The sequence below is a fragment of the Synechococcales cyanobacterium CNB genome (genome assembly GCA_030263455.1).
Lineage (GTDB): Bacteria > Planctomycetota > Phycisphaerae > Phycisphaerales > UBA1924 > CAADGN01.
The window spans coordinates 278626-305080 of the sequence record SZOZ01000001.1 but is presented as its reverse complement, the minus strand read 5'-3'; the positions used below and the strand labels follow the sequence as shown (position 1 = coordinate 305080).

Here is a 26455-nt window from a genome sequence, read left to right as displayed (position 1 = left end):
CTTCGCTGCTTCGTGCCTCTCCGGGCAGAGGAAGCCTTCTCTCAAACTCACCGGGCCGACCCTCTCGACTGAGGACCGGCCCGGAACACGTCACGCCTTGATCTTCACGAACACGCCCGCGGGGACAACAAGTCGATTGAGCGCCTCGACCGTCCGCGCGTTCGGCTCGATGATGTCGATAATCCTCTTGTGGGTACGAATCTCGTACTGCTCGCGGCTCTTCTTGTCGATGAACGGCGAGCGCAGCACGGTGTACCGCTCGATCCGCGTCGGCAGCGGGATCGGACCCGCGACCTTCGCGTTCGTGCGCTTCGCGTGCTCCACGATCTCGCGCGCCGAAGCGTCCAGCGCGATGTGGTCGTACGCCTCCATCCGGATTCGGATCTTCCCGCCCGTCATCGTGCGCCCCGCATCGCCGACGCTCGCCGTCGGCCCTACCACTCCGTGCCCGCACGCGCGTTCGTGGGACACACACCGCACGCCGATCGGAACGCCCGACCGGCGATCCACACCGACACGCCCGGATCTCCGGACGCGATTCGGTTCACTCCCCGAACTCTGGCGGCCGTTCCCGCCGGACCGGCCAGCTCGTGACCCGCGCCAAGCTCTGCCTGTGCGCGCGCTCTGCCTCCCTCGGAGACAAGCCCCGTAGGGTACGGCCCTGACGGCAGTTGTCAACGCCGCCCCGCCCGCTGCCCCCCCATTTTTCCACGCCCACGCCGAAGGGATAGGCTCCACGACCTCACCGAAGACCCCCGCCAAAGCCGGTGCCCGCAGCAGGTCGATGATCCCCACGGACACGATCGAAACACGGAGGGACCGTCATGTCCTGTTCATCCCGAAGCCGCCTTCGCTCCGCCTCAGCCATCACTCTCGCCGCTGCCCTATTGGTGATCCCACACCTTTCAGCAGCCCAAACACAACCCGATCAATCGGCGCGCCCGATCTCCGTCGAGTTCGACGATACCCCCTTCAGGCGTGATTCGATCGGCCTCGAGATGTACCTGCCGATCGGCTCCGAGGCGGCCTCGAACGAGATCGGAGGGGTGACCAACGTCCGCATCAACTTGCCGGACATGATCGGCCTCATCAACGTGCAGACCGCCCGCGCTGAGCCGGATCAGACCGTCACTTCGGTCGGCGATGAGATCATCCGCAAGCGGGAGGAGTCGGTCTCCAGCATCGTCCGCGCTCCCGGCGACAGCCGGTCGACCCGGACGCAGGCCGTCACCTTTGACCGTGTCTCGAACATGGTCCTCGACGGCAAACCCGTCGACCGCTTCTACATCTCGACACCCGCGTACTCCGGCCCCGCGATCGTCTACGGCTACACCGTCTTCCGCCCCACCGCCGAGCGAATCGTCACCTTCGAACTCATCACGACCGAGCCGAACCTCCCGATCGCCCGTGCCCTGTACGAGGCCACTATGGCCCGTGTCGTCTTTGCTGATCCTGCCGACATCGCCCTTCGCCGAGGCACGGGGCTGAACCTCGGAGCGGCCGTCGTCTCGCAACTCACGTCGGCCGAGTTCGACGCCGTCGTCACACCCACCGGCCCCAACTGGGAGTGGCACCGCCTGCATATTCCCGCCGCCACGGGTGCTGACGCCGATTCCACTGAACTCGGCTACCGCCGCGTCGCGGCGTACAAAGGCTCTCGCAGCGAACTCGCCACAACCGGCGGCGCGCGCGCAACCGACCCCGTCAGTCGCCAGGAGGGCTACCTCGTTCGCGTCGAGAGTCGCACCCTCACGCCGGAAGGCACCATCGACAGCGCGGGCGCGTTCTTCATGACGCCCGACGGCCAGGAAGAAGCGTGGACCATCCGCATGGCCGTCCGACGCAGCGGCGCCAAGCCCGCGGTCTGGACGGAGACCGGTGCCCGCAGCGGCCGGAGCATGACCATCATCACCTCGGGAGCGGGCACCGCTCCGACCGAGACCCGGCCTGTCATCGAGGGCGATGGGTACGTCAGCCGTGCGCTCGCCTTCCTCCTCCCCGAACTGCTGGTCCGCAAGGGCATCCCCGGCGATTACCGCTTCTACGCCTACAACTCACGCGCGGGCAAGATCACGCTCCGCGCTGACACACTCGAGCAGCCGTCCGACCGCCCGAGTGTCTGGCGACTGACCACCCGGCTCAGCGAGGACGAGGCCCCGCAGGTTTCGCTTTTCGCCCAGAACGGCGACCTCATCCACACCGACCTCCCCAACGACGCAGGCGTGTGGGAACCGATCGAGCTCGACCGCCTCGTCCGCCTGTGGAAATCGAAGAACCTGCCGATGGACTGACCCATTCCTCCCGGGCTGGTGCTTTCCACCCCCCCTACCGCCTACCTCCTCCGGCTGGTGCCTTCCAGACCCCCATAACACCGTCTGAGGCGGGGCCTTTCATGCCCCCCTGCCGCCGGTTCACTCTCGTCTTCTCGCTTGCGGCAGTTGGAATCCTCCGTCCGTCGAGGCGTCGGACCAATACGCGATTGAGGCGAGGCACACACTTCAGCCGCATGCGATATCCTCGCACGTGAGTCCCCCCGGAGCCTCCCCATGTTCATGCGAGCCGACTCTCCGCGTGCCGTCACCCGTTCCCTCCTGGTCATCCTGTGCCTCACGACACTCGCCGGAGTCGGTTGCCAGACGACCTGTCGCGCCTGCCGAGATGCCGAGACCGGCAAGTCCGGCGCGGCCGCAACGCTCGCTGCGCCGGTCGCCGGGTATGCGGTGGTCAACGGCGAGAAGGTGCCCGTTCCCGAGATCGCGATGGGCGACGAGGCGACCATCCGCGCCATCCTCGACGAGGGCATGAACCGTAACCAAGTCATGGCACAGTTGACGACGCTCTGCGAGACCTTCGGCCCGCGTCTCACCGGCTCGACGGACCTCGAACGTGCCGCACGCTGGGCGCGCGATCAGTTCGCCTCCTGGGGGCTGTCCAACGCTCACCTGCACGAGTGGGGCACAGTCTCGATGCGGTTTGACCGCGGACCTTCGACCGCTGCCGTGTACCGCCGAGTTGAGCGAGACGACGGCACGGTGACGCACGAGAAGATCCGCGACCTCGCCGGGTTCACCACGCTCGCGTGGACCCCGGGCACCGACGGCCCCGCGCGCGGTCATGCGGTGCGAATGCCCGCAACTGAGGAAGAGTTCGAGGCAGCCAAGGAGTCGCTCGCCGGGGCATGGGTCGTCGTCCCGCCCGAACAGGCCGGACGTCGAGGCATTCGCGGCGCGCCCGGTCGGGTCTCCGCCCGCTATTCTGCCCGCGTCGAGGCACGCCAGAACATCGCCAAACGAGCGGATGCTCCCCCGCCCGACGCCGTCGTGGGCATCTGGACCGGCGTCGTGACCGGCGAAGACCTCGGCGACGGGCTTGACATGCGCGTCGAGATCACTCGGCAGGACGACGGCTCGCTTGCCGGCACCTTCACCGTGCAGGATTTCACCGCCGAACTGGAAGGCGTCACGTTCGATCCGGCAACCGGCTCCCTGTCCTACCGCAGCGTCAGCCCGGCGGGAGCCTTCACCTCGACGTGGACGATCGCCGGGAACACGGCCGATGCCTCCTCGATGTTGGCGGATGATCCCGACGCCCGCTACCACGCCACGATGACGCGCGACACCCCCGATCGCCCCTCGCTCCTCGAACGCGTCCTCCTCGCCGGTCCGCTCGGCTTTGTGTCATCGTCCGGTGACGAGCGCGTATGGACCAGCGCGGCCCCGGGATGGCGTGAGATGACCCCGGACAAGATCGCGCAGGACATCGAAGTCAACGTCTCCGAGCCGGACTACGACTACATCAACTCCCGTCTGTACGACGGCGTGCCACTGGATCTCGAGTTCAACCTCCCGCACACCTTCACGCCCGGCCCCATCCCGGTCTACAACGTCATCGCCGAGATTCCGGGCACCGAGTTCCCCGACGAGGTCATCATCGTTTCGGCCCACCTCGACTCGTGGAACGGCCCCGGCTCGCTGGGCACGACCGACAACGGCACGGGATCGTCCGTCACGCTTGAAACCGCACGCATCCTCGCCGCCGTCGGCGCGAAGCCTAAGCGCACCATCCGCTTCATCCTCTGGACCGGCGAGGAACAGGGGCTCTTGGGCTCGCGCGCCTACGTCGAATCGCTCACGCCCGAGCAACTCTCGAAGATTTCCGCTGTCTTCGTCGATGACGGAGGCACGAACTACCAGGGGGGCCTCCACGCCATCGCCCCGATGCGCGACTATCTCGCTGCCGCCACCGCCCCGACCAACGGCCGCTTCTTCGACTCCTCGCGCGACGCCTGGATGGACGTGAACGTGCGTATCGAGAACGAGATGCCCCGCGGCGGAGGGTCCGACCACGCCGCCTTCAACCGCGTCGGCGTCCCGGGCTTCTTCTGGGACGAGATCGGCCGAGCCAACTACGGGCACGGCTGGCACACCCAGTACGACCGCCTCGACCTCGCCATCCCCGAGTACCTTGTGCAGTCCTCCACCAACTCCGCGATCACCGCGTACAACCTTGCCTGCGCGCCCTCACTGCTCCCTCGGGCTGCGCCGCCCACGCAGGAAGGTCAGCAGGCCGCGGCCGGCAACTGACCTGCCGTTGGGAGATTGACTTCCACGACCCGCCCGTTTCCCGTACACTCTCCCGCATGGCCACGGAACGGCTCGTCACCGCGCAGCAGCAGCCCGAGGATGATGTTGCATCAAACGCGCTGCGCCCATCGCGAATCGACGAGTATGTCGGGCAGGCCGACCTGCTCGAACGCCTCCGCATCACCATCGAGGCCGTAAAGGCCCGTGTCTCCGTCGGTCCGGCCTCGCCAGAGGCGATGGAGCACGTGCTGCTGCACGGCCCGCCCGGCCTCGGAAAGACGACCCTCGCCCACGTCATCGGCAACGAGATGGGCTCGCGCGTCTACGTCACCAGCGGCCCCGCGCTCGCCCGCGGCACCGACCTCGTCGCCGCCCTCACCCGCCTGCACCAGGGCGACGTGCTGTTCATCGATGAAATCCACCGCCTGCCGGTCGCCGTCGAGGAGTTCATCTATCCCGCGATGGAGGACTTCCGCATTGACGTGACGGTCGATAGCGGGCTGCACGCCCGTACGGTCCAGATCCGCTGCAAGCCCTTCACGCTCATCGGCGCGACGACACGGGCCGGCCTTCTCTCCGCCCCGCTGCGTTCCCGCTTCGGGCTGGTGCACCACCTCCGCTACTACTCGCCCGACGAACTGCTGACCATCCTCGAACGCACCTGCCGCGTGCTCGCCATCGGCGCGCCTTCGGCAGCCGCGCTCGCGACCATCGCCTCACGCTCGCGCGGCACGCCTCGTATCGCCAACCGCCTCCTCCGTCGTGTCCGCGACTACGCGCAGGTGCGCGCCAACGGCACGATCACCCCGGACCTCGTGGACGAAGCGCTCGCGCTCGAAGGGGTCGACGCGCTCGGCCTCGACGAACTCGACCGCGCGTACCTGCGTGTCATCGGCTCTGTGTACGAGGGCGGCCCCGTCGGCTTGGAAACCGTCGCCGCCACCATGAACGAGGACGCCGGCACGCTCGAAGACGTCGTCGAGCCGTACCTGCTCCAGATCGGCTTCCTCGCCCGCACCCGGCGCGGGCGGGCACTGACCCGCGCCGGCGCGTCACACCTCGGCATCGAACTCAAGCCGACGGCATCGAGTCTCGACGCTGAACTGTTCAGCGCTGAGTAACGCGGCTCAACCGACCGCCGCCATGAGGTCTCGGGCCATCCGATCCGCGAAGAGGAACCCGTCGTCCGTGGGTCGCCATCGTCCGTCCTCTGCCTCAAGCCATCCCTGTGCGATCAGCCGTCCGGCGCACCGCTGAAGCCTCTCGGCCGAATCGCCGCCGATCTCGCCAGCCTCCGCGAGCACGCCCGCCGCATCGATCCCCTCCGTGATTCGCACGCCGGTCATCAGCCGTTCCGCGAGGAGGCGGCGCGGGTCGGGCTCCTCGGCGTCGATCGCCGGCCCGAGCGACTCTCCCCATGCGAGATAGTCGTCCAGACGCGGCACGTTCCGCCAGCGCCGGCTTCCCCCGCCTGGATCGAGCACGTGCGAGGCTGCCGACGGCCCCACCCCGATCCACTGCTCCTGCCGCCAGTAGGCGAGGTTGTGCCGGCACTCCGCGCCCGGCGCGGCGAAGTTGCTGACCTCGTACCGTGCCAGACCCGCATCCCGCAGCCGTGCGGCGGTCCACCGCATCATCTCCGCCTCGGTTTCCTCCTCGATCGGCTCGAACTCCCCCCGGCGCATCCGTGCCGTCATCGCCGTGTTCGGTTCATAGGTCAGCGCGTAGCACGAAAGGTGCGTCGTCCCCAGCCCGATCGCCCGCTCGACGTCCCGCGCCCACTCGGCGTGCGTCTGCCCGGGCACGCCGAAAATCAGGTCTACCGATTGTCTCGCAATCCCCGCCTTGCGCGCCGCCTCGACCGCTCGCGGCACATTCTCAGGATTGTGTCGGCGTTCGAGGGTCCGCAGGTGGCGTGCCTCGAACGACTGCCCCCCGAGACTGATGCGGTTCACCCCCCCTGCCGCCAGTGCCCCCATCAGCTCGTCGCTCGCCGTCTCGGGGTTGCACTCGACGGTGAACTCACCTTCACCCGCCGCGATCACGCGAGTGTCGAGGAGCCGGTGGAGCGAGGCAAGAACACGCTCCCACAGGTCGATTCGGAGCAGGCTCGGCGTGCCGCCTCCGATAAAGACGGTCCGAAGCGGCACACCCGCGAACCACGGGGCGACGCCCTCCAACTCCCGGATCAGCCGATCCACGAACGCGGCCTGCCGATCGCGAGCGTCCACAAGGCTGTAAAAATCGCAGTAGTGGCACTTGTGCGAGCAGAACGGGACATGGATGTAAAGGGACCGGACCCCGCGCCACCCCGCCAACACCGACCCGAGGGGGTGGGCCGAGGGGCGCTCGCGTTGCGGGAGGACGGTCAGCACGGTATTGTGGTCGGCGACTCCCGGGGGCAGGCTGCCCGTGGCCGGGGACCCATTCACGGAACAAGGATACGCCCCGCGTGAACGCCTCCCTCGTCCATGTCCGATCCGACGGCCGCCAGCGGGAGATCCCCCTCAACCACCCCGTCACGCTCGTGGGCCGCCGTACGGACTGTCAACTCCGTATCCCGATCTCCAGCGTTTCGCGCCGGCACTGCGAACTCCGCATGGCCGACGGAGGCCTGTACCTCCGCGATCTCGGTTCGAGCAACGGCACGTTCGTCAACGGCCACCGGCTCCAAGGCGAGGCCGAACTCACCCCTGGCGACCTCGTCTCCATCGGCTCGCTCGTGTTCGTCGTCCGTCTCGACGGCCACCCGCGCGCGATCGACGCATCGGAAGCTGCCCGGCGAGGCAAGCCAGCACAGGCTCCCGGCGCCGCCCCATCCGCGATCCAGTCCGGGTTCGCCTCGCCCTCCGCCGGCGACAGCAGCATTGATTTCGACTTCGACCTCGACCTCGACGACGACGAGGACGAACAGCCCTCCCTCTGAACCGGGTCAATCTCGGGCACGCGACCACGCCCGGGATGAGCGGAGCGAATCCCGGGATCGACTGTCACATGCCCACGTTCACGCTGCGTTCGCGGGTGGAACGTGCTTTTCCGCGGGCGCCTTCTGCTCCGCGGGCTTTGCGCCTGCGCTCGCCTCAGGAATCCGGATGCGCGTCCCGCACGCCCTGCACTTGACTGTCTTGCCGCGAGCCTCAACGGGCACCGCGAGCACCTTGCGGCAGACCAGGCTCGGGCACATGATTCGGATGGTCTCTTCGCTCATGCTCTCACCGTTCGGTGGATCGCCCCGCCTACCGATCGACCTCACCGCCACGCCCCTTCACTGACCGTGCGTGCGGGGCATGCACGTGGCTCGTCCTGTGCGGTCTGTAACGACCACGAGGGCTGTGCCGCGTGTGCCGCGGCCTATCGTTCGCCCGCACTGGCCAAGCCCCACACCGCGAGCGAGACATGACCCTTTCTCTGCATCAGACCGGGACGCCACCGCTCCCCGCCGCCCCAGCCACCGCTGTCGTCGGCCTCCAGTGGGGAGACGAGGGCAAGGGCAAGGTCGTGGACCTTCTCGCGGCCGGACACGATGCCGTCGTCCGCTACAACGGCGGCGCGAACGCGGGACACACCGTCGTCGTGAACGGCGAGCGATTCGCACTCCACCTCGTCCCCTCCGGCATCCTGTACCCCGGCAAGACAGCGGTCATCGGCAACGGGGTTGTCGTCGATCCCGAGGCGCTCGTCCGCGAGATCGACGCCCTGAACCAGCGGGGCATCGACACTTCGGGCCTCGTGCTCAGCAGCCGCGCCCACGTCGTGATGCCCTACCACAAGGCCGAGGACGAACTGCGTGAGACCGTGACCGCCGGGTCGCCCGCCTATCCGGCCCGCGTCGTCATCGGCACGACCAAGCGCGGCATCGGTCCCTGCTATGCCGAGAAATCCCAGCGTTCGACCGCTGTCCGTGTCGCCGACCTGCTGCGACCGGACACGCTTCGCGAGCGCGTCGAGGCCGCGTGCAGGCTGAAGAAGCACCTGCTCGCTGATCGCGCCCCAGAAGCCGTGGACGCCGCGGTCATCGCGGAGCGCATGATTAAGTGCGGGCAACGGCTTGCGCCTCTGGTGCGCGACACGACTTGGCTCCTGCACGACCTGCTCGCCGAAGGCAAGCGCCTGCTGTTCGAGGGCGGGAACGCAACCCTCCTCGACGTGGACCACGGCACGTATCCGTTCGTCACCTCGTCCTCCGCCTCAGCGCTCGGCATCGGGCCGGGCACGGGCGTTCCACCCCAGCGCATCGGACGAATCGTCGGCATCATGAAGGCGTACTCGACGCGCGTCGGCGCGGGACCGATGCCCACCGAACTCCTCGACGAGACCGGCAACCGCATCCGCGAGCGAGGGCGCGAGTACGGCACCACCACCGGCCGCCCGCGCCGCTGCGGGTGGCTCGACCTCGTCGCGGTTCGCTACGCCGCCGCGATCAACGGTGCGACCGAACTCGCCGTCATGCTCTTCGACGTGCTCGCCGGCTTCGACTCGCTGAACGTCTGCACCGCCTACGAGATCGACGGCCAGCGCACGGACCGCTTCACTCCTGACGGCGTCGATCTCGCACGCGGTCGCCCGGTGTATCAGCGGCTCCCGGGCTTCGGTTCGGAGATCGGCGCGGCCCGGAGCCTCCGCGACCTGCCGGATCAGGCCCGGAAATACCTCGACTTCATCGCCCAATACGTCCGGGTGCCGATCTCGATCGTGAGCGTCGGGCCGGACCGGGCACAAACCATCGTTCTTTGATGGCGCGATGTCGAGGGCGAACGATCGAGGGGTGCCGGTCGTAGTCTCTGCGAACCACGGGAGCGGACCAGTGCCGGACATCGTTGCGGAAACCGTCGAAACGCCTTGCTGTCAGGCCGTGCATCTCGACGATGCCGACCGGGCAGCGCTCGATCGCATCCGGCGGATCAACCCAAGGGCGAACCCGCTCGAACGGCTTCCGGACGTCCGGCCTTCTCGCCTGCCGCGCCACGTCGCCATCATCATGGACGGCAATGGCCGATGGGCCGAGCAGCGCGGTTTCCCGCGCATCTTCGGGCACCGCAACGGCGCGGCCGCGGTGCGTGAAACCATCGCCGAGTGCGGCCGGCTCGGCATCGAGGCCCTGACCCTCTTCAGTTTCTCCAGCGAGAACTGGAAACGCCCCCCCGACGAGATCGAGGCGCTGATGCGACTGTGCGTGATGTACCTCGAAGGCGAGCGCGACGCTCTCGTCCGAGAGAATCTGCGCCTGCGCGTGATCGGCCGGCGAGAAGGGTTGCCGACCGAGGTGGTCAGGGCCATCGAGTCCGTGGAGGCGGCAACGGCGCACCTGACCGGCCCGACGCTCTGCCTCGCCATCAACTACGGCTCTCGCGCCGAGATCATCAACGCGACCCGTTCCCTGGCAAGTCGGGTCCGCTTGGGCGAACTCGACCTCGCGGACATCGATGAACGGACCTTCGAGGCCGAACTCGGCACCGCCGGACTGCCCGACCCGGACCTGCTCATCCGAACCGCGGGCGAGATGCGCTTGAGCAACTTCCTGCTCTGGCAACTGAGCTACGCCGAAATCTATGTCACCGACGTGTTCTGGCCCGACTTCGATACCCCCCGCTTCCACGCGGCCATCCGTGAGTTCGCTCGGCGAGGACGGCGCTTCGGCGGCCTGGGCCACGGTCCGGCCCCGGACTGAGCCGCAGACGCTACAGTGCCCGCCGTGCTCCAGCAGCGGCTCCTCTTCGGCCCCCTGATGATCGCCCTCCTCGTCGCGGGACTCGCCCTCGACGAATGGGTCAACGACCTCCCGCTCCCGGAGGGGCTTGCGGACTTTCTCGGCCATCAGACCGCGCCGCCCGGAGTCGTGATCTTTTGCGCTGTCGTTCCCCTGAGTTGGCTCGCCGCCATCGAACTCGCCACCATCCTCCGCGCGAACGGCATCCAGGCATCCGCTCGCGTGAGCGCGGCCGCGGCCCTGGTCGGGCTTGCCGTCTCCTGCCTTGTCCCCAGCGAGGCGGACGCGGTGGCGAGCGTCGCTACGGTTTCTTCCGCAGCCGTCGTCGTGCTTGTTGGCTCGCTGCTGTTCTTCTCGCGCCACCAGAGTTTCGAGGGAGTCGTCGCCGCGGCGGGTGGGACACTCCTCGCCTTCGTCTATCTCGGTCTGATGTTCGGGTTTGTCCTCGCCCTTCGGCGCGAGCATTCCGTCTGGACGATCCTCTGGGTGCTGATGACCACCAAGTCCTGCGACATCGGTGCGTACTTCGTCGGCAGGGCCTTCGGACGCCACAAACTCATCCGCTGGCTCAGCCCTGGCAAGACCTGGGAAGGCCTGGCGGGGGGCGTCGCGATGAGCGCGGCCGTCGGCACGCTCGGCGCATGGGCGCTCGCGTCGGCGGGAATCGCCGGCGGACCGGGGCTTGTCGTGGGCGCGATCGCCGGGGTCGCCTTCGGCCTCCTCGGGCACGTCGGCGACCTCCTTGCGAGCCTGCTCAAGCGCGATGCCGGCATGAAGGACTCGGGCCACTCGCTTCCCGGCTTCGGCGGAGTGCTCGACGTCCTCGACTCGCCCTTGCTCGTCATGCCCGCAGCCTACTGGATACTCCGGTTCGCCCCGGCTGCGGAACTGCCCATGCCGCCCGGCTAGACTCATGGCGTGACCGCGCCCCGGGAGGGATCGATGGACGACGTGACGGCCCGCCTTCTCCGCGTCTTCCAGGCAGACAGACAACTCGCAGGACTCCAGAGCCGTCTCCGCGCCGCCGAAGCCTTCCACACCGAGCAGGTCCGCCAACTCACCCAGATTCGTGCAAAGGCCGAGTCGATCGGGGCACAGACCCGACAACTCGCCGCCACCGCGGGGAACCTCGAGAACGAGATCCGATCGCTCGACGAACGGATCGAGCATCTGCGCACCCAGATGAACGAGGCCCGGACGAACAAGGAATACAAGGCGCTCCTGACCGAGGTCAACACGCACAAGGCCGAGCGCGAGCGGATCGAGGAGGAGGCCCTCGGGCACATGACCCGGGTTGACGAACTCAAGGCCCAGCTGGCCGAACTCGCCGCCCAGGAAGCCGAGCGGGACAAGGTCCGCAAGGTCGCGGAGGCTGAACGCGACGCGCGGGCCGCCGAGATCAAAGACCGGGTCGAGCAACTCAAGACCGAGCGCGACACCCTCGCCCGTGCAGTCCCCGGCGACGTGATGGCCATGTATACCCGTCTCCTCAAACTCCGTGACGATGAGGCGATGGCCGCACTCGAGATTGCCGACCGCAAGCGTCACGAGTACACCTGCGGGGCGTGCATGATGAGCCTGCCGATGGAGATCGCCATCTCGCTGCTGGGCGGCAAACTCACCCTCTGCCCCAACTGCCAGTGCATCCTCTTCATCACGCCCGAGACCGCGGGGGCGATCACGCCGACCTCGTCGAAGCGGTAATCTGCCGCGGTGCGATCGATCCGGCATTGGCTGCTCCCGCTGGTCTTCCTGCTGTGCATGACGCTCCCGCACCTCGGCCAGGGCGACTGGCAGCGGACGGACGGCGCGTGGTACGGCGCGATCGCGGTTCAAGCGTGGCGGACGGGCGAACTCTGGACGCTCCACGGCCCGCCAGGACAGCCCTACTTCAACAAGCCGCCGCTGGCGTTCTGGCTTCATGGGCTTTCGTTGCACGCAGCGGGGCCGGGCGCGCACGCCGCAAGGCTCCCGAGTGTCCTCGCCGCCTGCGCAGGTCTCCTCGCAACGGTCTGGACCGTGCGGATGCTGGCCGGCAGACGGGCCGCTCTGCTCAGCGGCGCCACGCTCTCCCTCACCGCCGAGTACCTCCGTCGCACCCGCGAAATCTCGCTCGACCTCTGGCAGGCGGCGTTCATCTTGTTCGCCGTCGCCCTGCTCGTGCGCGCGACTCGCACCAGACGGTCGGGACGCGCCGCCGGCACCCTCTGGGCGTGCGCCTCGGGCGCATCGCTCGGCGCCGCCCTGCTCACCAAGCCCCTCGTCGCGCTCGCCGTCATCCCGCTGCTCGCGGCGTGGCTGGCCTGGGATGCCCTCCGGCCGGCAGGCCCGAATCACCGCATCGACACACGCCGCGCACTCCTGCTTCTCGCGCTTGCGGCCGCCCTCGCGCTCGTCGTGGCCCTTCCCTGGCACCTCTCAATGGTCGCTATCCACGGCAAGGAGTTCGTGTCGCAGTACCTTGGGGCGGAAGTCGTCGATCGTGCTGCCGGCAAACTGACGGCCTCGCCAATCTGGGCAAAGCCGTGGTGGTTTTATCTGCACCAGGTCGGTGTCGCGTACTGGCCGTGGTTGGCGTGTGTCGGCATCGCGTTCACGGCCTGGGTGCGATGCCGCCGCCTTTCCGGGCGAGGGTCCGTCGAGCGTTGGGCGATCGTCTGGGTCATCGGCTGGCTGCTTCTTCTCTCGGCGTTCCCAGACCGTCGGGACCGCTACGCCGTTGTCGTGTGGCCCGCGTTGAGCGTCCTCGCGGGACTCGGCCTCGCGCACGCGCCTTGGCGATGGCTTCGCTTCGGCGTGCGAGGATTCGCCGCTCACTGGAAGATCGTCGGCGGATTCGTGATTGCCGGTGCGTTCGTGTTCTCACTCCTGCCGATCCGCGTCCAAAGACCGGTCGAGCCGCAATGGCCCGCGCTCTTCGCCTTCCTTGACTCGCTGCCCGACGAGCCGGTCTGGCAGGGCGGCTTCAACCCTGCTCGCGGCGCGCGGCTGTACCTCGAGCGAGGAGCATGGCCGATCCCCACCCGAGACCGCTGGGGCAAGACCCTCACCGATCCGCCCGAGGGAGCACTGCTGATCTATCACCGCCGCGATGGCCTCGTCCCCGGCACGAACGAGCACGTCGTCTTCACCATCGACGACCTGACGCTCACCCGCCTCGGTCGGGGAGGCTGGAAGCCGACCGAGGTCGAAGACCCGGGTTGACGGGCAAAGCCCCGCGGAGCGATCTTGTGCGCCCGCTCACGGGTCGCTTTCAGCGCACCTTGTGTCCGGCCTGCTCAGGCCGAGGCGAGAAAGAAGATTCCGAAGGTCACGCGGCCATCGAGTCCGCACGTCGAGCCGACGACCCGTCACCGGATGGTCGAGTGTCACACGGTGCGCGTGCAGCGCGAGACGCGGGGCTGCCTGCCGCGCAGCCTCCGGGCCGTAGGTGTCGTCGCCCAGCACGGTCGCGCCGACCGAGTCAAGATGCACACGCACCTGGTGCAGCCTGCCTGTGATCGCTCTCGCCTCGATGAGCGCGCCCATCGGCGAAGCCTCGAGCACTCGGTACGCCGTCGCCGCGGCCTTGCCCGTGCCCGAGATTCTCGCCACCTTCACGGTGCGGTAGCGGTCGATCCGGACCGTCTGCTCCGCGATCGTGCGCTTGATGATCCCCGTCGGCTTCGCCGGCGCGGCCCGGGTGACCGCCCAGTAGTACTTCCCCACTTCGCGCCCCTCGAACGCCTCACGCAGTCGGTCGTAGGCGGGCGCGGTCAGGGCGACGACGACAAGCCCGCTCGTGTCCTTGTCCAGCCTGTGCAGCAGCCCGAAGTCTCGCTTCGCGCCGAGAGCTTGAAGCCGCGCCCCGAACCGCGCGAACAGGCCGTTCAGGAGCGAATCGGCCTCGTGTGCCTTGCCCGGTATCGTTACCAGCCGTGCCGGCTTCTCGACGATCAGCAACTCCTCGTCCTGATGGGCGATGCCAAAGGTCACGCGGTCGTTGGGCTGGACGGTGAGGGCCGGCATACGCGTCACGCCGTCGGGCAGGCCTCGTGGTCGATGTACCACCGGAGCGAGCCTGCCAATGGGCGCACGCCGAGGATCGGCGCGTCCTCCGGTGAAAGCCGCTCGTGAACAAGCCGCGTCAGGATGCCGCGCTTGCCGGCCCCGGTGACCATCACCGCCACCAGCCGCGAGGCGTTAAGGAGCCGCCACGTCATCGTCACACGATCCGGTGGAGTGACCGTCGGCCCCGAGTTGAGCGCGACAAGCCGGCCGTTCGCGTGCAGCGCGGGCGAGTGTGGAAACAGGCTCGCGGTGTGCCCATCCGCCCCGACGCCGAGCAGGACAAAATCCAGCCGGTCGTGCCCCCGTTCACGCCATTCCAGTTCGCTCTGGAGTTCACGCTCGTAGGCGTCGGCCGCGTTCTCGTCCGTCGCGTGGATCGGATGCACCTGCGAGCGGGGAATGTCCGAGTGCTCGACGATCAACTCGCGGATGTGCTTGAAGTTGCTCCGCTCGTCGTCGAACGGCACCCGCCGCTCGTCCACGATCCACAGGTGCGTGCGGCTCCAGGGCATCGAGCGCAGCCGCGGGTCGTACATCAGCCGCCTATAGAGCGGTTCCGGTGTCGAACCGCCCGACAACGCGAGGTGAAAGTCCCCGAACGCCCTGGCGCACGAGACCGCCTGCCCGAGCAGGTCCGCCGCGACGGCGTCAACAACGGCATCCACCGACGCCCGCACGATGACCTCCCCCGGCAACGCGGGGGGCGTCGGCTCCGGCTCGACCTCGATCCGATCGGGCATCACCGGTGCATTGTCCGCCCCCCGATCGTCCGGGACCAGCCTCACCCCGCCGGGTTGTGCCAGCGGCACCCGGAAGCCTCGATCAGCGAGTCCGCCTCGGGCGGCCCCCACGAACCGGGCGCGTAGGTCGCGATCCGATCCCGCAGCGGACCGGGGTCGAGGAATGGCTGCACGATCGACCAGCCGCCCTCCACCTCGTCGCGGTGCTTGAAGAGCGTCCGGTCGCCGCGCATCGCGTCCAGCAGCAGCGGGCCGTAGGCCTCGATCGGCTCGCCGCCGAACCGCTCGACGTAGTCCAGGTCGAGCGCGGCCGAAGCGATCCGGAGTCCCGCCCCGGGCACTTTACCTCGCAGTTCGAGCGAGATGCCCTCGCGCGGGGCGACGTTGATGACGAGGCGGTTCGGGGCGCACCCATCGCCGAGGCCGCGCACACCCCTGAAGATCGCGGTCGGAGGCTCGCGGAACTGCACGACGACCTCGGTGAGTTTGGCGGCAAGCCGCTTGCCCGTGCGGACGAAGAACGGCACGCCGCCCCACCGCCAGTTGTCGAACTCGATGCGCATAGCGGCGTAGGTCTCCGTTCGCCGGGCCGGATCGACGCCCGGTTCGTCGGCGTACGCCGGACCATCCGGCCCTGCCCCGTAGCGTCCCAGGACGCCCCACGCCGCCGCCTCTTCCGGCGAGCAGGCGATCCGTGCGGCTGAGAACAACTTGATCTTTTCGCGGACGATCGCGTCCGCCTCGTAGCGAGGGGGCGGCTCCATCGCCACGAGCGCGAGCACCTGCAGCAGGTGGCTCTGGATCATGTCGCGGATCGCACCGGCGCCGTCGTAGAACGATCCGGCGCGTGCCCCCACGCCGATCGTTTCCGCGGCCGTCAACTGCACCGAATGCACCGCGTCACGGCTCCAGATCGGCTCGAAGATCGAGTTGGCGAACCGCATCACCAGCAGGTTCTGGACCAGTTCCTTTCCGAGGTAGTGGTCGATGCGATAGACCGCGTCCTCCTCGAAGACGCGGCCGATGGCCCGGTTCAGGGACCGCGCGCTGGCGAGGTCAGTGCCGAACGGTTTTTCGACCACGATCCGCTGCCATGCCGTCGCCGCGGGATCGATGACACACCACCGCTTGCCCTCGGTGATGATGCCCGACACACCGACGTTCGCCACGATCGGCTCGTACAACTCAGGCGCGACGGACAGGTAGAAGAGCACGTTCGGCCCCCCCTGCGGCCGCCCGATGCCCCGCTCCGCGCCCAGCGACTCGATCCGCCGCACGAGCGAGGGATACACCTCAGGCCGCACCGCATCGCCGGCGAAGTAGTGCAGCCGGCGCGCGAACGCCGCGTAGCGATCCCCATCGAAGGCGTGGGCGTGCCTCGAGACCGCCTCGCGCATCCGGTCGCGGAAGGCGTCGTCCGTCATCTCCGTTCGCGACACGCCGAGCACGCACAGCCCGTCCGGCAACTGCCGCCGCTGGTCGAGTTCGTACAGTGCGGGGACGAGTTTGCGGGCGGTCAGGTCGCCCGACGCACCGAAGATGACAAGCACGCACGGCTCGGGGACGGTGCTGGGAGGCATGGCTCGCATCCTATCGCGGAGTTGCCGGGGCCGGGGCCTATCCTCGCGCCGTGCGGCACGAAGCACGCCTCATCGACGCAAACGCAAACCGGGCACGCGAGGGTCTGCGCGTCCTCGAAGACGCGGCCCGCTTCCTGCTCGACGACGCGGGGTTGTGCTCCTCCTTCAAGTCGATGCGCCACGATCTGCGAGAGGCGGTCGAGTCGCTCCCCATCGACCGCGGGGCATTGCTGGCCCACCGGGCCGTGCAGGAGGACCGCGGTGCCGCGATCTCCACACCCGGCGAGATGCGACGCGAGACCATGACCCAGGTCGTCGCGGCGGCCGCGGGTCGGACGAGCGAGGCACTTCGAGTTCTTGAGGAAACGACCAAGACCCTGCCCGGCGCGGCTGCCACGGCTCACGCATTCGAAGACCTCCGCTACCGGCTCTACGACGCCGAACGCTCGCTCACGCTCGCACTCGGCACGGGACGCGCCATCCAGTGGCGGCTTTGCGTGCTCATCACGGAATCGCTCTGTCTCCATCATCCCTGGGACCGGGTGGCCGAACTCGCCCTTGAAGGCGGCGCAGATTGCCTTCAGTTGCGAGAGAAGTCTCTCGACGGGGACGAGCTCGTCCGTCGCGCCCGCCGACTCGTGGACCTCGCCGGGCCGCGAGGCGCTCACGTCATTATCAACGACCGGGTTGACATCGCCCTGGCGGCAGGCGCGCACGGAGTCCACCTCGGGCAGAGCGACATCACGGTCGAAGACGCGCGTCGAGTCGCGGGGTTCCGACTGCTCGTCGGCGCTTCAACCGCAAACATCGTGCAGGCACGCCGCGCGGCAGACGCCGGCGCGGACTACTGCGGCGTCGGCCCGATCTTCCCGACGAGGACCAAGGCAGTTCAAGCGATTTCAGGTCTCGACTACTTGCGGGAGTACCTTTCCGATGAACGATGCCGCCGCACGCCTCACCTGGCCATCGGTGGCATCACCCCAGGCACTGCGGCATCCGTCTTCGACGCCGGCGCGGAGGGGATCGCTGTCTGTTCGAGCGTCTGCGGGTCGCGTGAACCAGCTTCCGTATGTACGGAGTATGTTTGGATAGCTTGTGCCCGTAATTCAGAGTGAAATCGCCCGATGTTTCTCGGGTGATCTCGCCCCCATTATTCCGCTTGCGTCCGAGAAAAATCCCTGTATGCTCGCTCCTGTCACCATGTAGGGGGATCGTTGCCGCGCGTTGTGGAGTGGGTCTCGGCCGGCGACGGAAGAGCAGGCGTTCATTCAGCGGTTGACTGCATCGTGTCGCAGTGTCACGTCGTTCGTGCGCGGCGCACGCCGTGCGTCGGCCGCATGGGAGAGGTGCCATGAAATGCGTCTTGACCTTGGTGTGTGGGGTGTCGGTCGCGTGTGCGGCCGCGGCGATGCCGATCGCCGTGCCCATCAACCCGGTCAGTCCCCAGCCTGACGCCACACCGATCGAGCGCTGGGACGGAGAGCCGATGCTCTTTCGTGTGCTCGACGATCCGGCAATCCTCGGCCCGCGCGGTCCTCACGACATGCGGGGCGGCGGCTGGGGGTTCGCCGACCCGCCACGCGTGCTGACCGAGGAGGAGTCCGCACTCCGCGTGGCGCGCGAGATTCCGGAGGGCGGATTCCCCAACACGCAGATGAGTTCCGCACCCGTCGGCTGGAACGGCGGGAACGAGGGCGGTGACGGCTCCCGCATGATCAACCAGCCCCCGGACTGCGGCGGTGGCGTCTGGTTCTCCAACAACAACTCGAACAACAACCCCTACATCGTTTTCGACGACTTCGTCGCCGACGGCAGCCAGCTGACCTCCGTGGAGTTCTACGGCGGCATGTGGGACCTCAACGCCTGGACCGGCTGCGGCTTGACCAACCTCTCCTCCGTCGGAATCGAGATCTGGACCATCCAGGGCGGCGGCGCGTGCGGCTGGCAGTACGCCAGCTTCGTCGCGGCGCAGTCCTTCCCTCTCGCCTCGCTCAACCCCGCCTTCCACTGCAAGGGCGCGTTCGGCGAGGACGTCTACAAGTTCGTCGCGAACTTCTCGTCAGGCATCTCCCTCAACAACGGCCAGAACTACATGATCACCATCTACGGCACGGTCTCCAATGCCAACCACCCCTGCGTCTTCGGCTGGAGCACGAGCACCGTCAACAACTTCAACCGCGCCGTCTCCTGGGACCGGACCGACGGCAGCTACGACCGCTGCGGACCGGACAACGCCTTCACCCTCAACCCGAGCACGGGCGGCACGTACTGCCAGAAGAACGATTGCAACACCACCTGCTGGTTCAGCAACGCCTGGCACAACATGAACCCCTACATCGCAGCCGACGACTGGAAACCCACGGCAAGCGGCCCGTGGACCCTGGTTACCTTCGAAGGTGGGGGCTGGAACGTCTCCACCAACACGCCCTGCGGCATCTCCGGCATCAACAGCTTCCTCATCGAGCTTTACACCGGCGGGCCGTCCGGCAGCGTGTGCGGCTGGAACGTCCAGTCCTTCATCGGCAGCTTCACCGTCCCCTTCAGCGCGACCAACCCCACCCCCACCTGCGTGGACATCTTCGGCATCCAGCACTACAGGTTTACCGTCAGCGTGCCGGCGGGCTTCAACGTGACCGCCGGGACAACGTACGTCCTCGGCATCTACGCACTCGCCAACAACCCCAACGACCCGTGCATCTTCTGCTGGGGCGGAAGCAGCGGCGTCATCGGCTTCCCGTCGTACTCCTACAACATGACCACGGCCATGCAGGAGGTCTGCCACAACACAGACCTGAACTACTGCGTCACGGTCGGCAAGACGTGCCCCGTTGATTGCAACGGCGACACCGTCGTCAACTCCCTCGACTTCATCTGCTTCCTCAACCTCTACGTCGTCCAGGACCCCAGGGCGGACTTCAACGGCGACACCGTCGTCAACTCTCTCGACTTCATCGCCTTCCTCAACGCCTACGTCGCCGGTTGCCCGTGAGCCGTCGCCCCTGACCTGTACTACGGTCGCTCACCAACGAAACGCCCCCGGGGATCGACCCTGGGGGCGTTGTCATTGCGGCTTACGCCGTGTTGAGGGCATCCAACAGGGGCATGATCTCCCCGCCGGGGATGCCGATCGTTGCAAACCCACCGCCCAGGTCGCGGTCCCAGTGCTCGAATCCGGCGACCACGACCCGAGGCGCCGACACGCGCACGCCGTAGAAGAGGTCCTCGCCGAGGTCCAGCACCGACTTCTCAGCGTGGACCTTCACATCCTCCAGTTCCAACGGGTCGAGCCGCTTGGGGACGACAACAGAGCGGCCATCCGAGAAGAAGAACTCGATGGTCACGGTGACCGAGGCCCCGGTCGGGTTGAAAACGTAGACATCGTCGGTGACGGCCTTGCCTGCGCGGGAGCGGCTCATGTAGCCCTCGCCGAAGTCCCATGTCGTCGCCGCGACCGTCGCAGCGGGAATGCCCATCGCGTCGCCAGCCTGGTACACCACCGCCGTCACCGTCACCGGCACGTCGGAGAGGTACAGCACGCCAAACTCCTCATCGAACGGCACGCCAAGCTCGCGGATCGACAGGCCGCCGCGCGAGTTGGCGGGAATGACGATGCGTTCCTCGCGCGGCGTTGGCGCGGCGACATCGTCTCGCCACAGGAAGGTGAATGTGACCGTAGCGTTTTCATCACTGGTGTTCAGCACGGTGAGGAAGGCGTTGGCGGGCCAATCGTCGCCGTCGTCGTTGCCGTGGCCGCCGTTGTCGTCGTTCGTGTCGTCGCCGTCGTCGTTGCCGTGGCCGCCGTTGTCGTCGTTCGTGTCGTCGCCGTCGTCGTTGCCGTGGCCGCCGTTGTCGTCGTTCGTGTCGTCGCTGTCGTCGTTGCCGTGGCCGCCGTTGTCGTCTTCCGGTCCATCAGGGCTGACCCGCGGCCCATGGTCTTCGAACTCGATGGCCGGGATGAAGCCCGCCAATGCTCCGCCGTCCGCGGTTCCGAGCGCGCCGAAGCCTCGCTCGGTCACGATCTCGTAGTGCGATTGCGACGCCACGATCGGGGCAGTCGCCACCACCTCCACCGCGAAGACACCGTCCGGCAACCCCGGCTGGGTGTCGAAGTTCCACCCGCCGCGACGCTGTCCATCCAGCGTCAGTTCGAGTGTCACCGTCTCTCCCCCGGCGCCGAACACCCGCGTCGTAACCTGCGTCGAGGTACCGTTCGGGTTGTAGAACAGCACGAAGTCCCGCGTCCAGTTGTGATCCCGGTACCCTTCGCCGAACGTCCATCGCGTCGAGGGAGTCGTCGAGAAGGACTCGCCGATCGCCGTGCCGAAGTCGTAGTGGCTGATCGTCGCTCCGAGAGCATCCTCTGCCTTCAGCACAAGGGCATACGGCGTGTCCGGGCGCACGAGCATCAGGTCCGGCCGCCCGGCAAGACTGATCGTCACGCCCCCGCGCGACCTCGCGGGCAGCACCCCCTTCGAGATCAACTGGTCCCGCTCTCCCACCTCGTACCGCGCGTGCAACTCGTAGCGCACGTCCCGGTCGTGCGGGTTCGTGAGCGGCACGAACTCGCTGATGCCCGCGTGCGAGTAGCCCTCTGGAAAATACGCCTCGAAGCCAAGCCCATCATCGGACCCGCTCATCAGCCGTCGAGTTTCGAGCGAGTCGAAGGAGAGGGGCACGGACCTGTCGGTGTGCATCGGATCGCTCCATGGGGGCAGCCCTCCAGGAGTTTGCAACGCTCATGCCACCCCTGAATCACCCCGCGTCAAGCCCTGCGGTTCGTGCCGTCGGCCACCCCCGGCCGGACCGGGCCACCCGCGACGCCACCGCCCCGATCCGCCCACCCCGGGCGGTACACTCCTCTCATGCCGATCGAGTTCCGCCACCGCTCACTCCCGAACGGCCTCACCGTCATCGCCGAGATCGACGCCGCCGCACATTCCGCCGCGGCGGGCTTTTTTGTTCGCACCGGCGCGCGCGACGAGCCTGCCACCCTCATGGGCGTCAGCCACTTCCTCGAGCACATGATGTTCAAGGGCACCGGCGACCTCTCGGCAGACGCCCTCAACCGGGCCTTCGACGACCTCGGCGCCCGGCACAACGCCTACACCAGCAACGAGATGACCTGCTTCTACGCCCAGGTCGTTCCCGAGCGGCTCGACGACGCCGAGTCCCTCCTCGGCCGCATGATGCGCCCTGCCCTCCGCGACGACGACTTCACCACCGAGAAGGGTGTGATCCTCGAAGAGATCGCCATGTATAAGGACAATCCCTTCTGGGTGCTCTACGAAGAGTGCGTCGATCGCTACTACGCCCCCCACCCGCTCAGGCACCGCGTCCTCGGCACACCGGAGACCATCACGGCCATGACGGTCGCTCAGATGCGCGACTACTTCGACCGCCGCTACTCGGCCGACAACACCACCCTTGCCCTTGCCGGATGCCTCGACTTCGACCGCTGCGTCGATCTCGCCGAGCGTCTCTGCGGCACGTGGCAGCGGACTGGCGTCATGCGGGAGCCGTCGCCGCCTCGCGTCAACGAGGGACGATTCGAGATGCGAGACGAGAAGGTCAATCGGGCCTATCTGCTCGGCCTCTCGCCCGGGCCGGGCGCACAGGACGATCGCAAGTACGCCGCGATGATGGCAGCCCTCGTCCTCGGCGGCCCGGACAACTCGCGCCTGCACTGGTCGCTCATCGAGACCGGGTTGGCCGAGGAGGCTCAGGCGGCCTACGACGCCCACGACGGCGTCGGCGAGTTCTTCGTCTACGCCTCGTGCGACCCCGAGCGTGCCGACGAGGTCTGGGAGACGGTCGAACGCGAGTGTGCCGAACTCGCCGACTCGCTCACCGAGGACGACCTCGAACGCCTCCGCAATCGCCTCGCCACCGGGGTCACGCTCTCGGGCGAGCGGCCGCCCGACCGAATGCAGCGCATCGGCCGACTCTGGACGCTGACGGGCAGGCACCGCTCGCTTGAAGATGAACTCGACAGCATCGAGCACGTCACCCTCGAAGACCTGCGCATGCTTCTCGATGCGTTCCCCGTTCGGGCCGTGATGGCCGGTCGCCTCCTGCCCACCGGTTGATCCCGCACCGCAGACCCGTCGCTACGATGCCCCGGACATGACCACCACGATCAAGCCCGCCGCCGACGTCAAGGCCCCTTCCGCCGAGCAACCGCTCCTCCGGGTGCGCGATCTCAAGACCTACTTCCCCGTGCGCTCCGGCATCCTCCAGCGCATCACCGGCTGGGTGAAGGCCGTGGACGGCGTCTCCTTCGACCTCGCCCGCGGGGAAACGCTCGGGCTTGTCGGCGAGTCCGGGTGCGGCAAGACCACCGTCGGCAGGACCATTCTCAAGCTCATCCCCCACACCTCGGGCACCGTCGAGTTCGAGGGCAGGAACGTCTTCGCCGCTCACGGTGCGGCCCTCAAGGCCTTGCGCCGTGACATGCAGATCATCTTCCAGGATCCCGCCGGTTCGCTCAACCCGCGCATGCGCGTCGGCGCGATCGTCGGCGAGCCGCTCGTCGTCCACGGGCTGGTCAAGTCCCGCGACGAACTCCGCGAGAAGACGGGCGAACTGCTCGTCCGCTGCGGCATGCCCAAGGCCGCCGCCGACCGCTACCCGCACGAGTTCTCGGGCGGGCAGCGCCAGCGCATCGGCATTGCCCGTGCCCTGGCCCTGGAACCCAAGTTCATCGTCTGCGACGAGCCCACCAGCGCGCTCGACGTTTCCATCCAGGCCCAGATCATCAACCTGCTCACCGACCTCCAGAGCGAGTTCGGACTCTCCTATCTCTTCATCTCGCACGACATGGCCGTCATCCAGCACGTCTGCCGCAACATCGCCGTCATGTACCAGGGTAAGATCGTCGAGCACGGCGAACGCGAGCAGATCCTCGAACGACCGCAGCACAAGTACACGCAGTCGCTTCTCTCTGCTGTCCCCGTACCGGACCCGCGGACCGAGAAGAAACGCGTCGTCTTCGAGGGCGGGGCGATGTAGCAGACTCTCTTCGCCCTCCGCTCATGCCCCGTCCGGAATCTCCGGCTCGACCAGGTGGGCCAGCTGCGAGAGTGATTCCTGCCAGCCGAGGTAACACATCTCCGGCGGGATCACCGCGGGTACGCCCGCCTGCTCGACCGTCACCTCCGTGCCGCACAGCACCGGCCGCAGCGTGATCGTGACCGCCATCTCTCCGGGCAGGTTCGGGTCGTCGAACCGGTCGGTGTAGTCGATCCGCTCGTGCGGTACCAGTGCCGTGTACGTCCCACCGAAGGTGTGGCTGCTGCCGGTGGAAAAGTTCGTGAACGACATCCGGTACCCGCCGCCGACACGCGGGTCCGACTCGTGGACCTTCCCCGTAAACCCGTGCGGCGGCAGCCACTTGGACATCGCGTCCGGGTCGAGGAACGCCCGGTAGACACGCTCCGGCGGAGCACGGAATACGCGGTGCAGACGGATCGTGTGGCCGGCAGTCGGCGGCATCGGTCCTTCTCCTTTGTAACGGCTCGGGGGACGGTACCCGCGACCGGGTGCTGGGCAAGCCGGGGAAGTCACGGATCGCCCGGACCCCGCCATCCCCCACGGCGCACCCCGCCACCGCGGGAGCAAGAGCCTCTGCCACCGGGTGGGCCGAGCAAGGCGAAAGGTTAGCCAGGCACCGGGGTGGACAGGGGAGAGGGCGTGTACGATGGGTCCCTGCTTGACAATCTCTTTTGTCAATGGTACGCTGCGGCCATGATCGACGTTGGCGTCATCGACGAACCCCAGGCCGCGGCCACCGCCCTGGACCCCGTGCGGTGCCGTCTGCTGGCGGAACTCCGCGAGCCGGCATCCGCCGCGGGGCTGGCCGAGCGGGTCGGGCTGACCCGTCAGCAGGTGAACTATCACCTCCGGACACTGGAAGCGCACGGGCTTGTCCGCCTGGCGGGCGAGAAGCGCTGGGGCGGGCTGACGGAACGGAGGCTGGTGGCGACAGCGTCCGGCTACGTCGTCTCGCCGAGTGCCCTCGGCCCGGTCGCCGTCGATCCCGAGCGGAGCACGGACCGCCTCGCGGCGGGCTACCTGATCGCGCTGGCGGCCCGCGTCGTCCGTGAAGTCGGTGACCTCGTCCGACGCGCACACGAAGCCGGCAAGCGCCTGGCGACGCTGTCCGTGGACACCGTGATCAGGTTTCGATCCCCCGAGGAGCGCGCCGCGTTCAGCCATGAGCTATCCGAGACAATGAACCGCCTCGTTGCGAAGTACCACGACGAGTCCGCTCCGGGCGGTCGCCCACACCGTCTCGTGCTCCTGGCGCACCCGCTGCCCAAGCAATCCGATGACAATGAAGGAGAGACTCATGCCGGTCAAGAAAGATAAGAACGGTGAACGATCGATCGAGGCCGCCGTCGAGGTGCCGGGATCACCCGAAGAGGTGTGGCGTGCGATCGCGACGGGCAAGGGCATCTCGTCGTGGTTCGTCCCCACGACGGTCGAAGGGCGCGAAGGCGGCGCGGTCGTCAGCAACTACGGGCCGGGTATGGACGCGGCGGCGAAGATTACTGCGTGGAATCCGCCGAAGAACTACGCGGCCGAAACGGAGCAGGAAGGGCTGGGCAAGGTCGCGACGGAGTGGATCGTGGAGGCCCGCAACGGCGGGAGATGCGTGGTCCGTGTCGTGCATCGCTGGTTCGCCAGCACCGACGACTGGGACGCCCAGTTCGAGGGGCACGCCTACGGGTGGGTGACGTCGTACTTCCGCATGCTGCGCATCTACCTCGAACGTTTCGCGGACGAGGAGTGCGCCGCGTTCCAGCTCACAGCCTTCAGCCAGGCATCGGGACCGGAGACGTGGCGGGTGATCAAGGGCGCGCTGCGCGCGGACCACGGCAACGGTCGGGTGAGCTCCGCTCCAGATGTCCCTGAACTCGCGGGCGTGGCTGAGAACCTGGAGGTCAGCGACCCGGACCTGCTGCGCGCCCGGGAGACTGCCCCGCAGATCGTCGCAGCGTTGGAAGGAATGGAGGGCGAGCATCCGGAACTGCTCGTGAGCCTGGAGCGCCCGGTCCCGGGGTTCGCGCACGTCTTCATCATGCCGATGGGTGGTCCAACGATGGTATCGATGACGTTCCATCTCTTCGGCCGACACGCCGCGGGCTTCGCACCGGAGTTCCAGTCCGCCTGGCAGGCATGGATCGACCGGCAGTTCCCCGCTGACGCCGCGAGCCAGGGCGCCTGACCGACGAGATACGAGATCACCGCTATTCCGGAGAAACGCCATGAAGAAGATCGGCCTGATCGCGCTCATCGTCGTCGTACCGCTCGTCGGCGCTGCGCTGACGCAACGGCCCGAGCGACCCACAACAATGCACGTCCAGCCCGAGTCGAACGGGTCGGACAAGAATCGTCGGGAGGAAGCGACATTGAAGGTCCACTACCTCGAGATCGTGACGCCTTCCGTCGATGCGACGTGCGAGGCGCTGGAGCAGGCGCACGGCGTGGCGTTCGGCAAGCCGATCGCCGAACTCGGCAACGCCCGCACCGCCGAGTTGAGGGGCGGCGGACGGATCGGCGTGCGCGCCCCGATGCGCGCGACGGAAGCGCCCGTCGTGCGGCCCTATGTCCTGGTGGACGACATCGATGCCGCGGTCAAGGCCGCCGAGGCCGCGGGGGCGCAGGTGGCGATGCGCCCGTTGGAGATTCCCGGCCACGGCACGTTCGCCATTTATGTCCTCGGCGGGATCGATCATGGCCTCTGGCAACTCGGCAACCGCTGACGCCGGTACACTCGGCTCTCCATCTGCAAGG

23 protein-coding genes and 1 pseudogene are annotated in these 26455 nt (G+C 67.7%); 17 read left to right on the top strand and 7 right to left on the bottom strand.

Features of this window, described 5'->3' with window-relative positions:
• Positions 1-90 precede the first annotated feature (90 nt).
• Complete coding sequence (gene rpsJ / locus FBT69_01330) at positions 91-399, bottom strand: 30S ribosomal protein S10 (protein ID MDL1903440.1); 309 nt, start codon at positions 397-399, stop codon at positions 91-93.
• A gap of 491 nt (positions 400-890) precedes the next feature.
• Between rpsJ and FBT69_01325 the strand changes: the two genes are divergently transcribed.
• The 3 genes from FBT69_01325 to ruvB all read left to right on the top strand — a co-directional run bounded on the left by FBT69_01325 (position 891) and on the right by ruvB (position 5704).
• Positions 891-2291 (top strand): hypothetical protein, encoded by a 1401-nt coding sequence (locus FBT69_01325; protein MDL1903439.1) that lies wholly within the window; start codon positions 891-893, stop codon positions 2289-2291.
• Between the two features lie 255 nt (positions 2292-2546).
• Positions 2547-4583, top strand: a complete 2037-nt coding sequence (locus FBT69_01320) for a M20/M25/M40 family metallo-hydrolase (protein MDL1903438.1) — start codon at positions 2547-2549, stop codon at positions 4581-4583.
• A gap of 56 nt (positions 4584-4639) precedes the next feature.
• On the top strand, positions 4640-5704 hold the full coding sequence (ruvB, locus tag FBT69_01315; protein MDL1903437.1) for a Holliday junction branch migration DNA helicase RuvB: 1065 nt from the start codon (positions 4640-4642) through the stop codon (positions 5702-5704).
• Positions 5705-5710: 6 nt separating this feature from the next.
• Here ruvB and hemW read toward each other — a convergent pair whose 3' ends face one another.
• Entirely contained in the window at positions 5711-7063 is a 1353-nt protein-coding gene (gene hemW / locus FBT69_01310) for a radical SAM family heme chaperone HemW (protein MDL1903436.1), read from the bottom strand.
• Between hemW and FBT69_01305 the strand changes: the two genes are divergently transcribed.
• Complete coding sequence (locus FBT69_01305) at positions 7036-7509, top strand: FHA domain-containing protein (protein MDL1903435.1); 474 nt, start codon at positions 7036-7038, stop codon at positions 7507-7509. The two genes, hemW and FBT69_01305, sit on opposite strands and share 28 nt — an antisense overlap.
• A gap of 78 nt (positions 7510-7587) precedes the next feature.
• Here FBT69_01305 and FBT69_01300 read toward each other — a convergent pair whose 3' ends face one another.
• A complete protein-coding gene (locus tag FBT69_01300; protein ID MDL1903434.1) occupies positions 7588-7791 on the bottom strand; it encodes a hypothetical protein in 204 nt (67 codons plus the stop codon).
• Between the two features lie 188 nt (positions 7792-7979).
• Here FBT69_01300 and FBT69_01295 point away from each other — a divergent pair, with 188 nt between their 5' ends.
• Genes FBT69_01295 through FBT69_01275 form a run of 5 tightly spaced genes read left to right on the top strand, consistent with a single transcriptional unit; the run spans position 7980 to position 13494 of the window.
• The gene (locus FBT69_01295) at positions 7980-9317 is read left to right on the top strand and encodes an adenylosuccinate synthase (protein ID MDL1903433.1); all 1338 of its coding nucleotides are present in this window, start codon (positions 7980-7982) and stop codon (positions 9315-9317) included.
• A gap of 7 nt (positions 9318-9324) precedes the next feature.
• Positions 9325-10251, top strand: a complete 927-nt coding sequence (locus tag FBT69_01290) for an isoprenyl transferase (GenBank protein MDL1903432.1) — start codon at positions 9325-9327, stop codon at positions 10249-10251.
• Positions 10252-10275: 24 nt separating this feature from the next.
• Positions 10276-11199: a hypothetical protein gene (locus FBT69_01285; GenBank protein MDL1903431.1), complete on the top strand. Its 924-nt coding sequence runs from the start codon at positions 10276-10278 to the stop codon at positions 11197-11199.
• Between the two features lie 9 nt (positions 11200-11208).
• Positions 11209-11994, top strand: coding sequence for a hypothetical protein (locus tag FBT69_01280; GenBank protein ID MDL1903430.1), 786 nt, complete (start codon positions 11209-11211; stop codon positions 11992-11994).
• A 9-nt stretch (positions 11995-12003) separates the two neighbouring features.
• On the top strand, positions 12004-13494 hold the full coding sequence (locus FBT69_01275; protein MDL1903429.1) for a phospholipid carrier-dependent glycosyltransferase: 1491 nt from the start codon (positions 12004-12006) through the stop codon (positions 13492-13494).
• A gap of 36 nt (positions 13495-13530) precedes the next feature.
• Here FBT69_01275 and FBT69_01270 read toward each other — a convergent pair whose 3' ends face one another.
• Genes FBT69_01270 through zwf form a run of 3 tightly spaced genes read right to left on the bottom strand, consistent with a single transcriptional unit; the run spans position 13531 to position 16669 of the window.
• Entirely contained in the window at positions 13531-14298 is a 768-nt protein-coding gene (locus FBT69_01270; GenBank protein ID MDL1903428.1) for an RluA family pseudouridine synthase, read from the bottom strand.
• Between the two features lie 5 nt (positions 14299-14303).
• Positions 14304-15080 carry a 6-phosphogluconolactonase gene (gene pgl, locus FBT69_01265; GenBank protein ID MDL1903427.1) on the bottom strand — a complete coding sequence of 259 codons (777 nt, stop codon included), beginning with the start codon at positions 15078-15080 and terminating at the stop codon, positions 14304-14306.
• Positions 15081-15121: 41 nt separating this feature from the next.
• Entirely contained in the window at positions 15122-16669 is a 1548-nt protein-coding gene (gene zwf / locus FBT69_01260; GenBank protein ID MDL1903426.1) for a glucose-6-phosphate dehydrogenase, read from the bottom strand.
• Positions 16670-16710: 41 nt separating this feature from the next.
• Here zwf and thiE point away from each other — a divergent pair, with 41 nt between their 5' ends.
• From thiE to FBT69_01235, 5 genes and pseudogenes are all read left to right on the top strand, one after another.
• Positions 16711-17775, top strand: coding sequence for a thiamine phosphate synthase (gene thiE, locus FBT69_01255; protein ID MDL1903425.1), 1065 nt, complete (start codon positions 16711-16713; stop codon positions 17773-17775).
• Positions 17776-18011: 236 nt separating this feature from the next.
• Complete coding sequence (locus FBT69_01250; GenBank protein ID MDL1903424.1) at positions 18012-19649, top strand: hypothetical protein; 1638 nt, start codon at positions 18012-18014, stop codon at positions 19647-19649.
• A 747-nt stretch (positions 19650-20396) separates the two neighbouring features.
• A pseudogene (locus FBT69_01245) lies at positions 20397-20579 on the top strand (hypothetical protein).
• A gap of 943 nt (positions 20580-21522) precedes the next feature.
• Complete coding sequence (locus tag FBT69_01240) at positions 21523-22746, top strand: insulinase family protein (GenBank protein MDL1903423.1); 1224 nt, start codon at positions 21523-21525, stop codon at positions 22744-22746.
• A gap of 37 nt (positions 22747-22783) precedes the next feature.
• Complete coding sequence (locus tag FBT69_01235) at positions 22784-23668, top strand: ABC transporter ATP-binding protein (protein ID MDL1903422.1); 885 nt, start codon at positions 22784-22786, stop codon at positions 23666-23668.
• 21 nt (positions 23669-23689) lie between these two features.
• On the opposite strand, the gene FBT69_01230 is transcribed toward FBT69_01235, so the two are convergent.
• Complete coding sequence (locus FBT69_01230; protein ID MDL1903421.1) at positions 23690-24151, bottom strand: polyketide cyclase; 462 nt, start codon at positions 24149-24151, stop codon at positions 23690-23692.
• Positions 24152-24403: 252 nt separating this feature from the next.
• Here FBT69_01230 and FBT69_01225 point away from each other — a divergent pair, with 252 nt between their 5' ends.
• From FBT69_01225 to FBT69_01215, 3 genes are all read left to right on the top strand, one after another.
• Positions 24404-25027 carry a helix-turn-helix transcriptional regulator gene (locus tag FBT69_01225; GenBank protein ID MDL1903420.1) on the top strand — a complete coding sequence of 208 codons (624 nt, stop codon included), beginning with the start codon at positions 24404-24406 and terminating at the stop codon, positions 25025-25027.
• Complete coding sequence (locus FBT69_01220) at positions 25008-25886, top strand: SRPBCC domain-containing protein (GenBank protein ID MDL1903419.1); 879 nt, start codon at positions 25008-25010, stop codon at positions 25884-25886. The genes FBT69_01225 and FBT69_01220 overlap by 20 nt, the downstream gene beginning before the upstream one ends.
• Positions 25887-26070: 184 nt before the next feature.
• The gene (locus tag FBT69_01215; protein MDL1903418.1) at positions 26071-26424 is read left to right on the top strand and encodes a hydroxylase; all 354 of its coding nucleotides are present in this window, start codon (positions 26071-26073) and stop codon (positions 26422-26424) included.
• The last annotated feature ends 31 nt before the right edge of the window (positions 26425-26455 follow it).

Excerpts from the sequence above, each read along its gene's own strand:
- rpsJ (MDL1903440.1), bottom strand. The coding sequence starts at position 399 with ATGACGGGCGGGAAGATCCGAATCCGGATGGAGGCGTACGACCACATC.
- FBT69_01320 (MDL1903438.1), top strand. The coding sequence starts at position 2,547 with ATGTTCATGCGAGCCGACTCTCCGCGTGCCGTCACCCGTTCCCTCCTG.
- ruvB (MDL1903437.1), top strand. The coding sequence starts at position 4,640 with ATGGCCACGGAACGGCTCGTCACCGCGCAGCAGCAGCCCGAGGATGAT.
- FBT69_01300 (MDL1903434.1), bottom strand. The coding sequence starts at position 7,791 with ATGAGCGAAGAGACCATCCGAATCATGTGCCCGAGCCTGGTCTGCCGC.
- FBT69_01295 (MDL1903433.1), top strand. The coding sequence starts at position 7,980 with ATGACCCTTTCTCTGCATCAGACCGGGACGCCACCGCTCCCCGCCGCC.
- FBT69_01290 (MDL1903432.1), top strand. The coding sequence starts at position 9,325 with ATGTCGAGGGCGAACGATCGAGGGGTGCCGGTCGTAGTCTCTGCGAAC.
- FBT69_01270 (MDL1903428.1), bottom strand. The coding sequence starts at position 14,298 with ATGCCGGCCCTCACCGTCCAGCCCAACGACCGCGTGACCTTTGGCATC.
- pgl (MDL1903427.1), bottom strand. The coding sequence starts at position 15,080 with ATGCCCGATCGGATCGAGGTCGAGCCGGAGCCGACGCCCCCCGCGTTG.
- zwf (MDL1903426.1), bottom strand. The coding sequence starts at position 16,669 with ATGCGAGCCATGCCTCCCAGCACCGTCCCCGAGCCGTGCGTGCTTGTC.
- FBT69_01250 (MDL1903424.1), top strand. The coding sequence starts at position 18,012 with ATGAAATGCGTCTTGACCTTGGTGTGTGGGGTGTCGGTCGCGTGTGCG.
- FBT69_01240 (MDL1903423.1), top strand. The coding sequence starts at position 21,523 with ATGCCGATCGAGTTCCGCCACCGCTCACTCCCGAACGGCCTCACCGTC.
- FBT69_01235 (MDL1903422.1), top strand. The coding sequence starts at position 22,784 with ATGACCACCACGATCAAGCCCGCCGCCGACGTCAAGGCCCCTTCCGCC.
- FBT69_01230 (MDL1903421.1), bottom strand. The coding sequence starts at position 24,151 with ATGCCGCCGACTGCCGGCCACACGATCCGTCTGCACCGCGTATTCCGT.
- FBT69_01225 (MDL1903420.1), top strand. The coding sequence starts at position 24,404 with ATGATCGACGTTGGCGTCATCGACGAACCCCAGGCCGCGGCCACCGCC.
- FBT69_01220 (MDL1903419.1), top strand. The coding sequence starts at position 25,008 with ATGCCGGTCAAGAAAGATAAGAACGGTGAACGATCGATCGAGGCCGCC.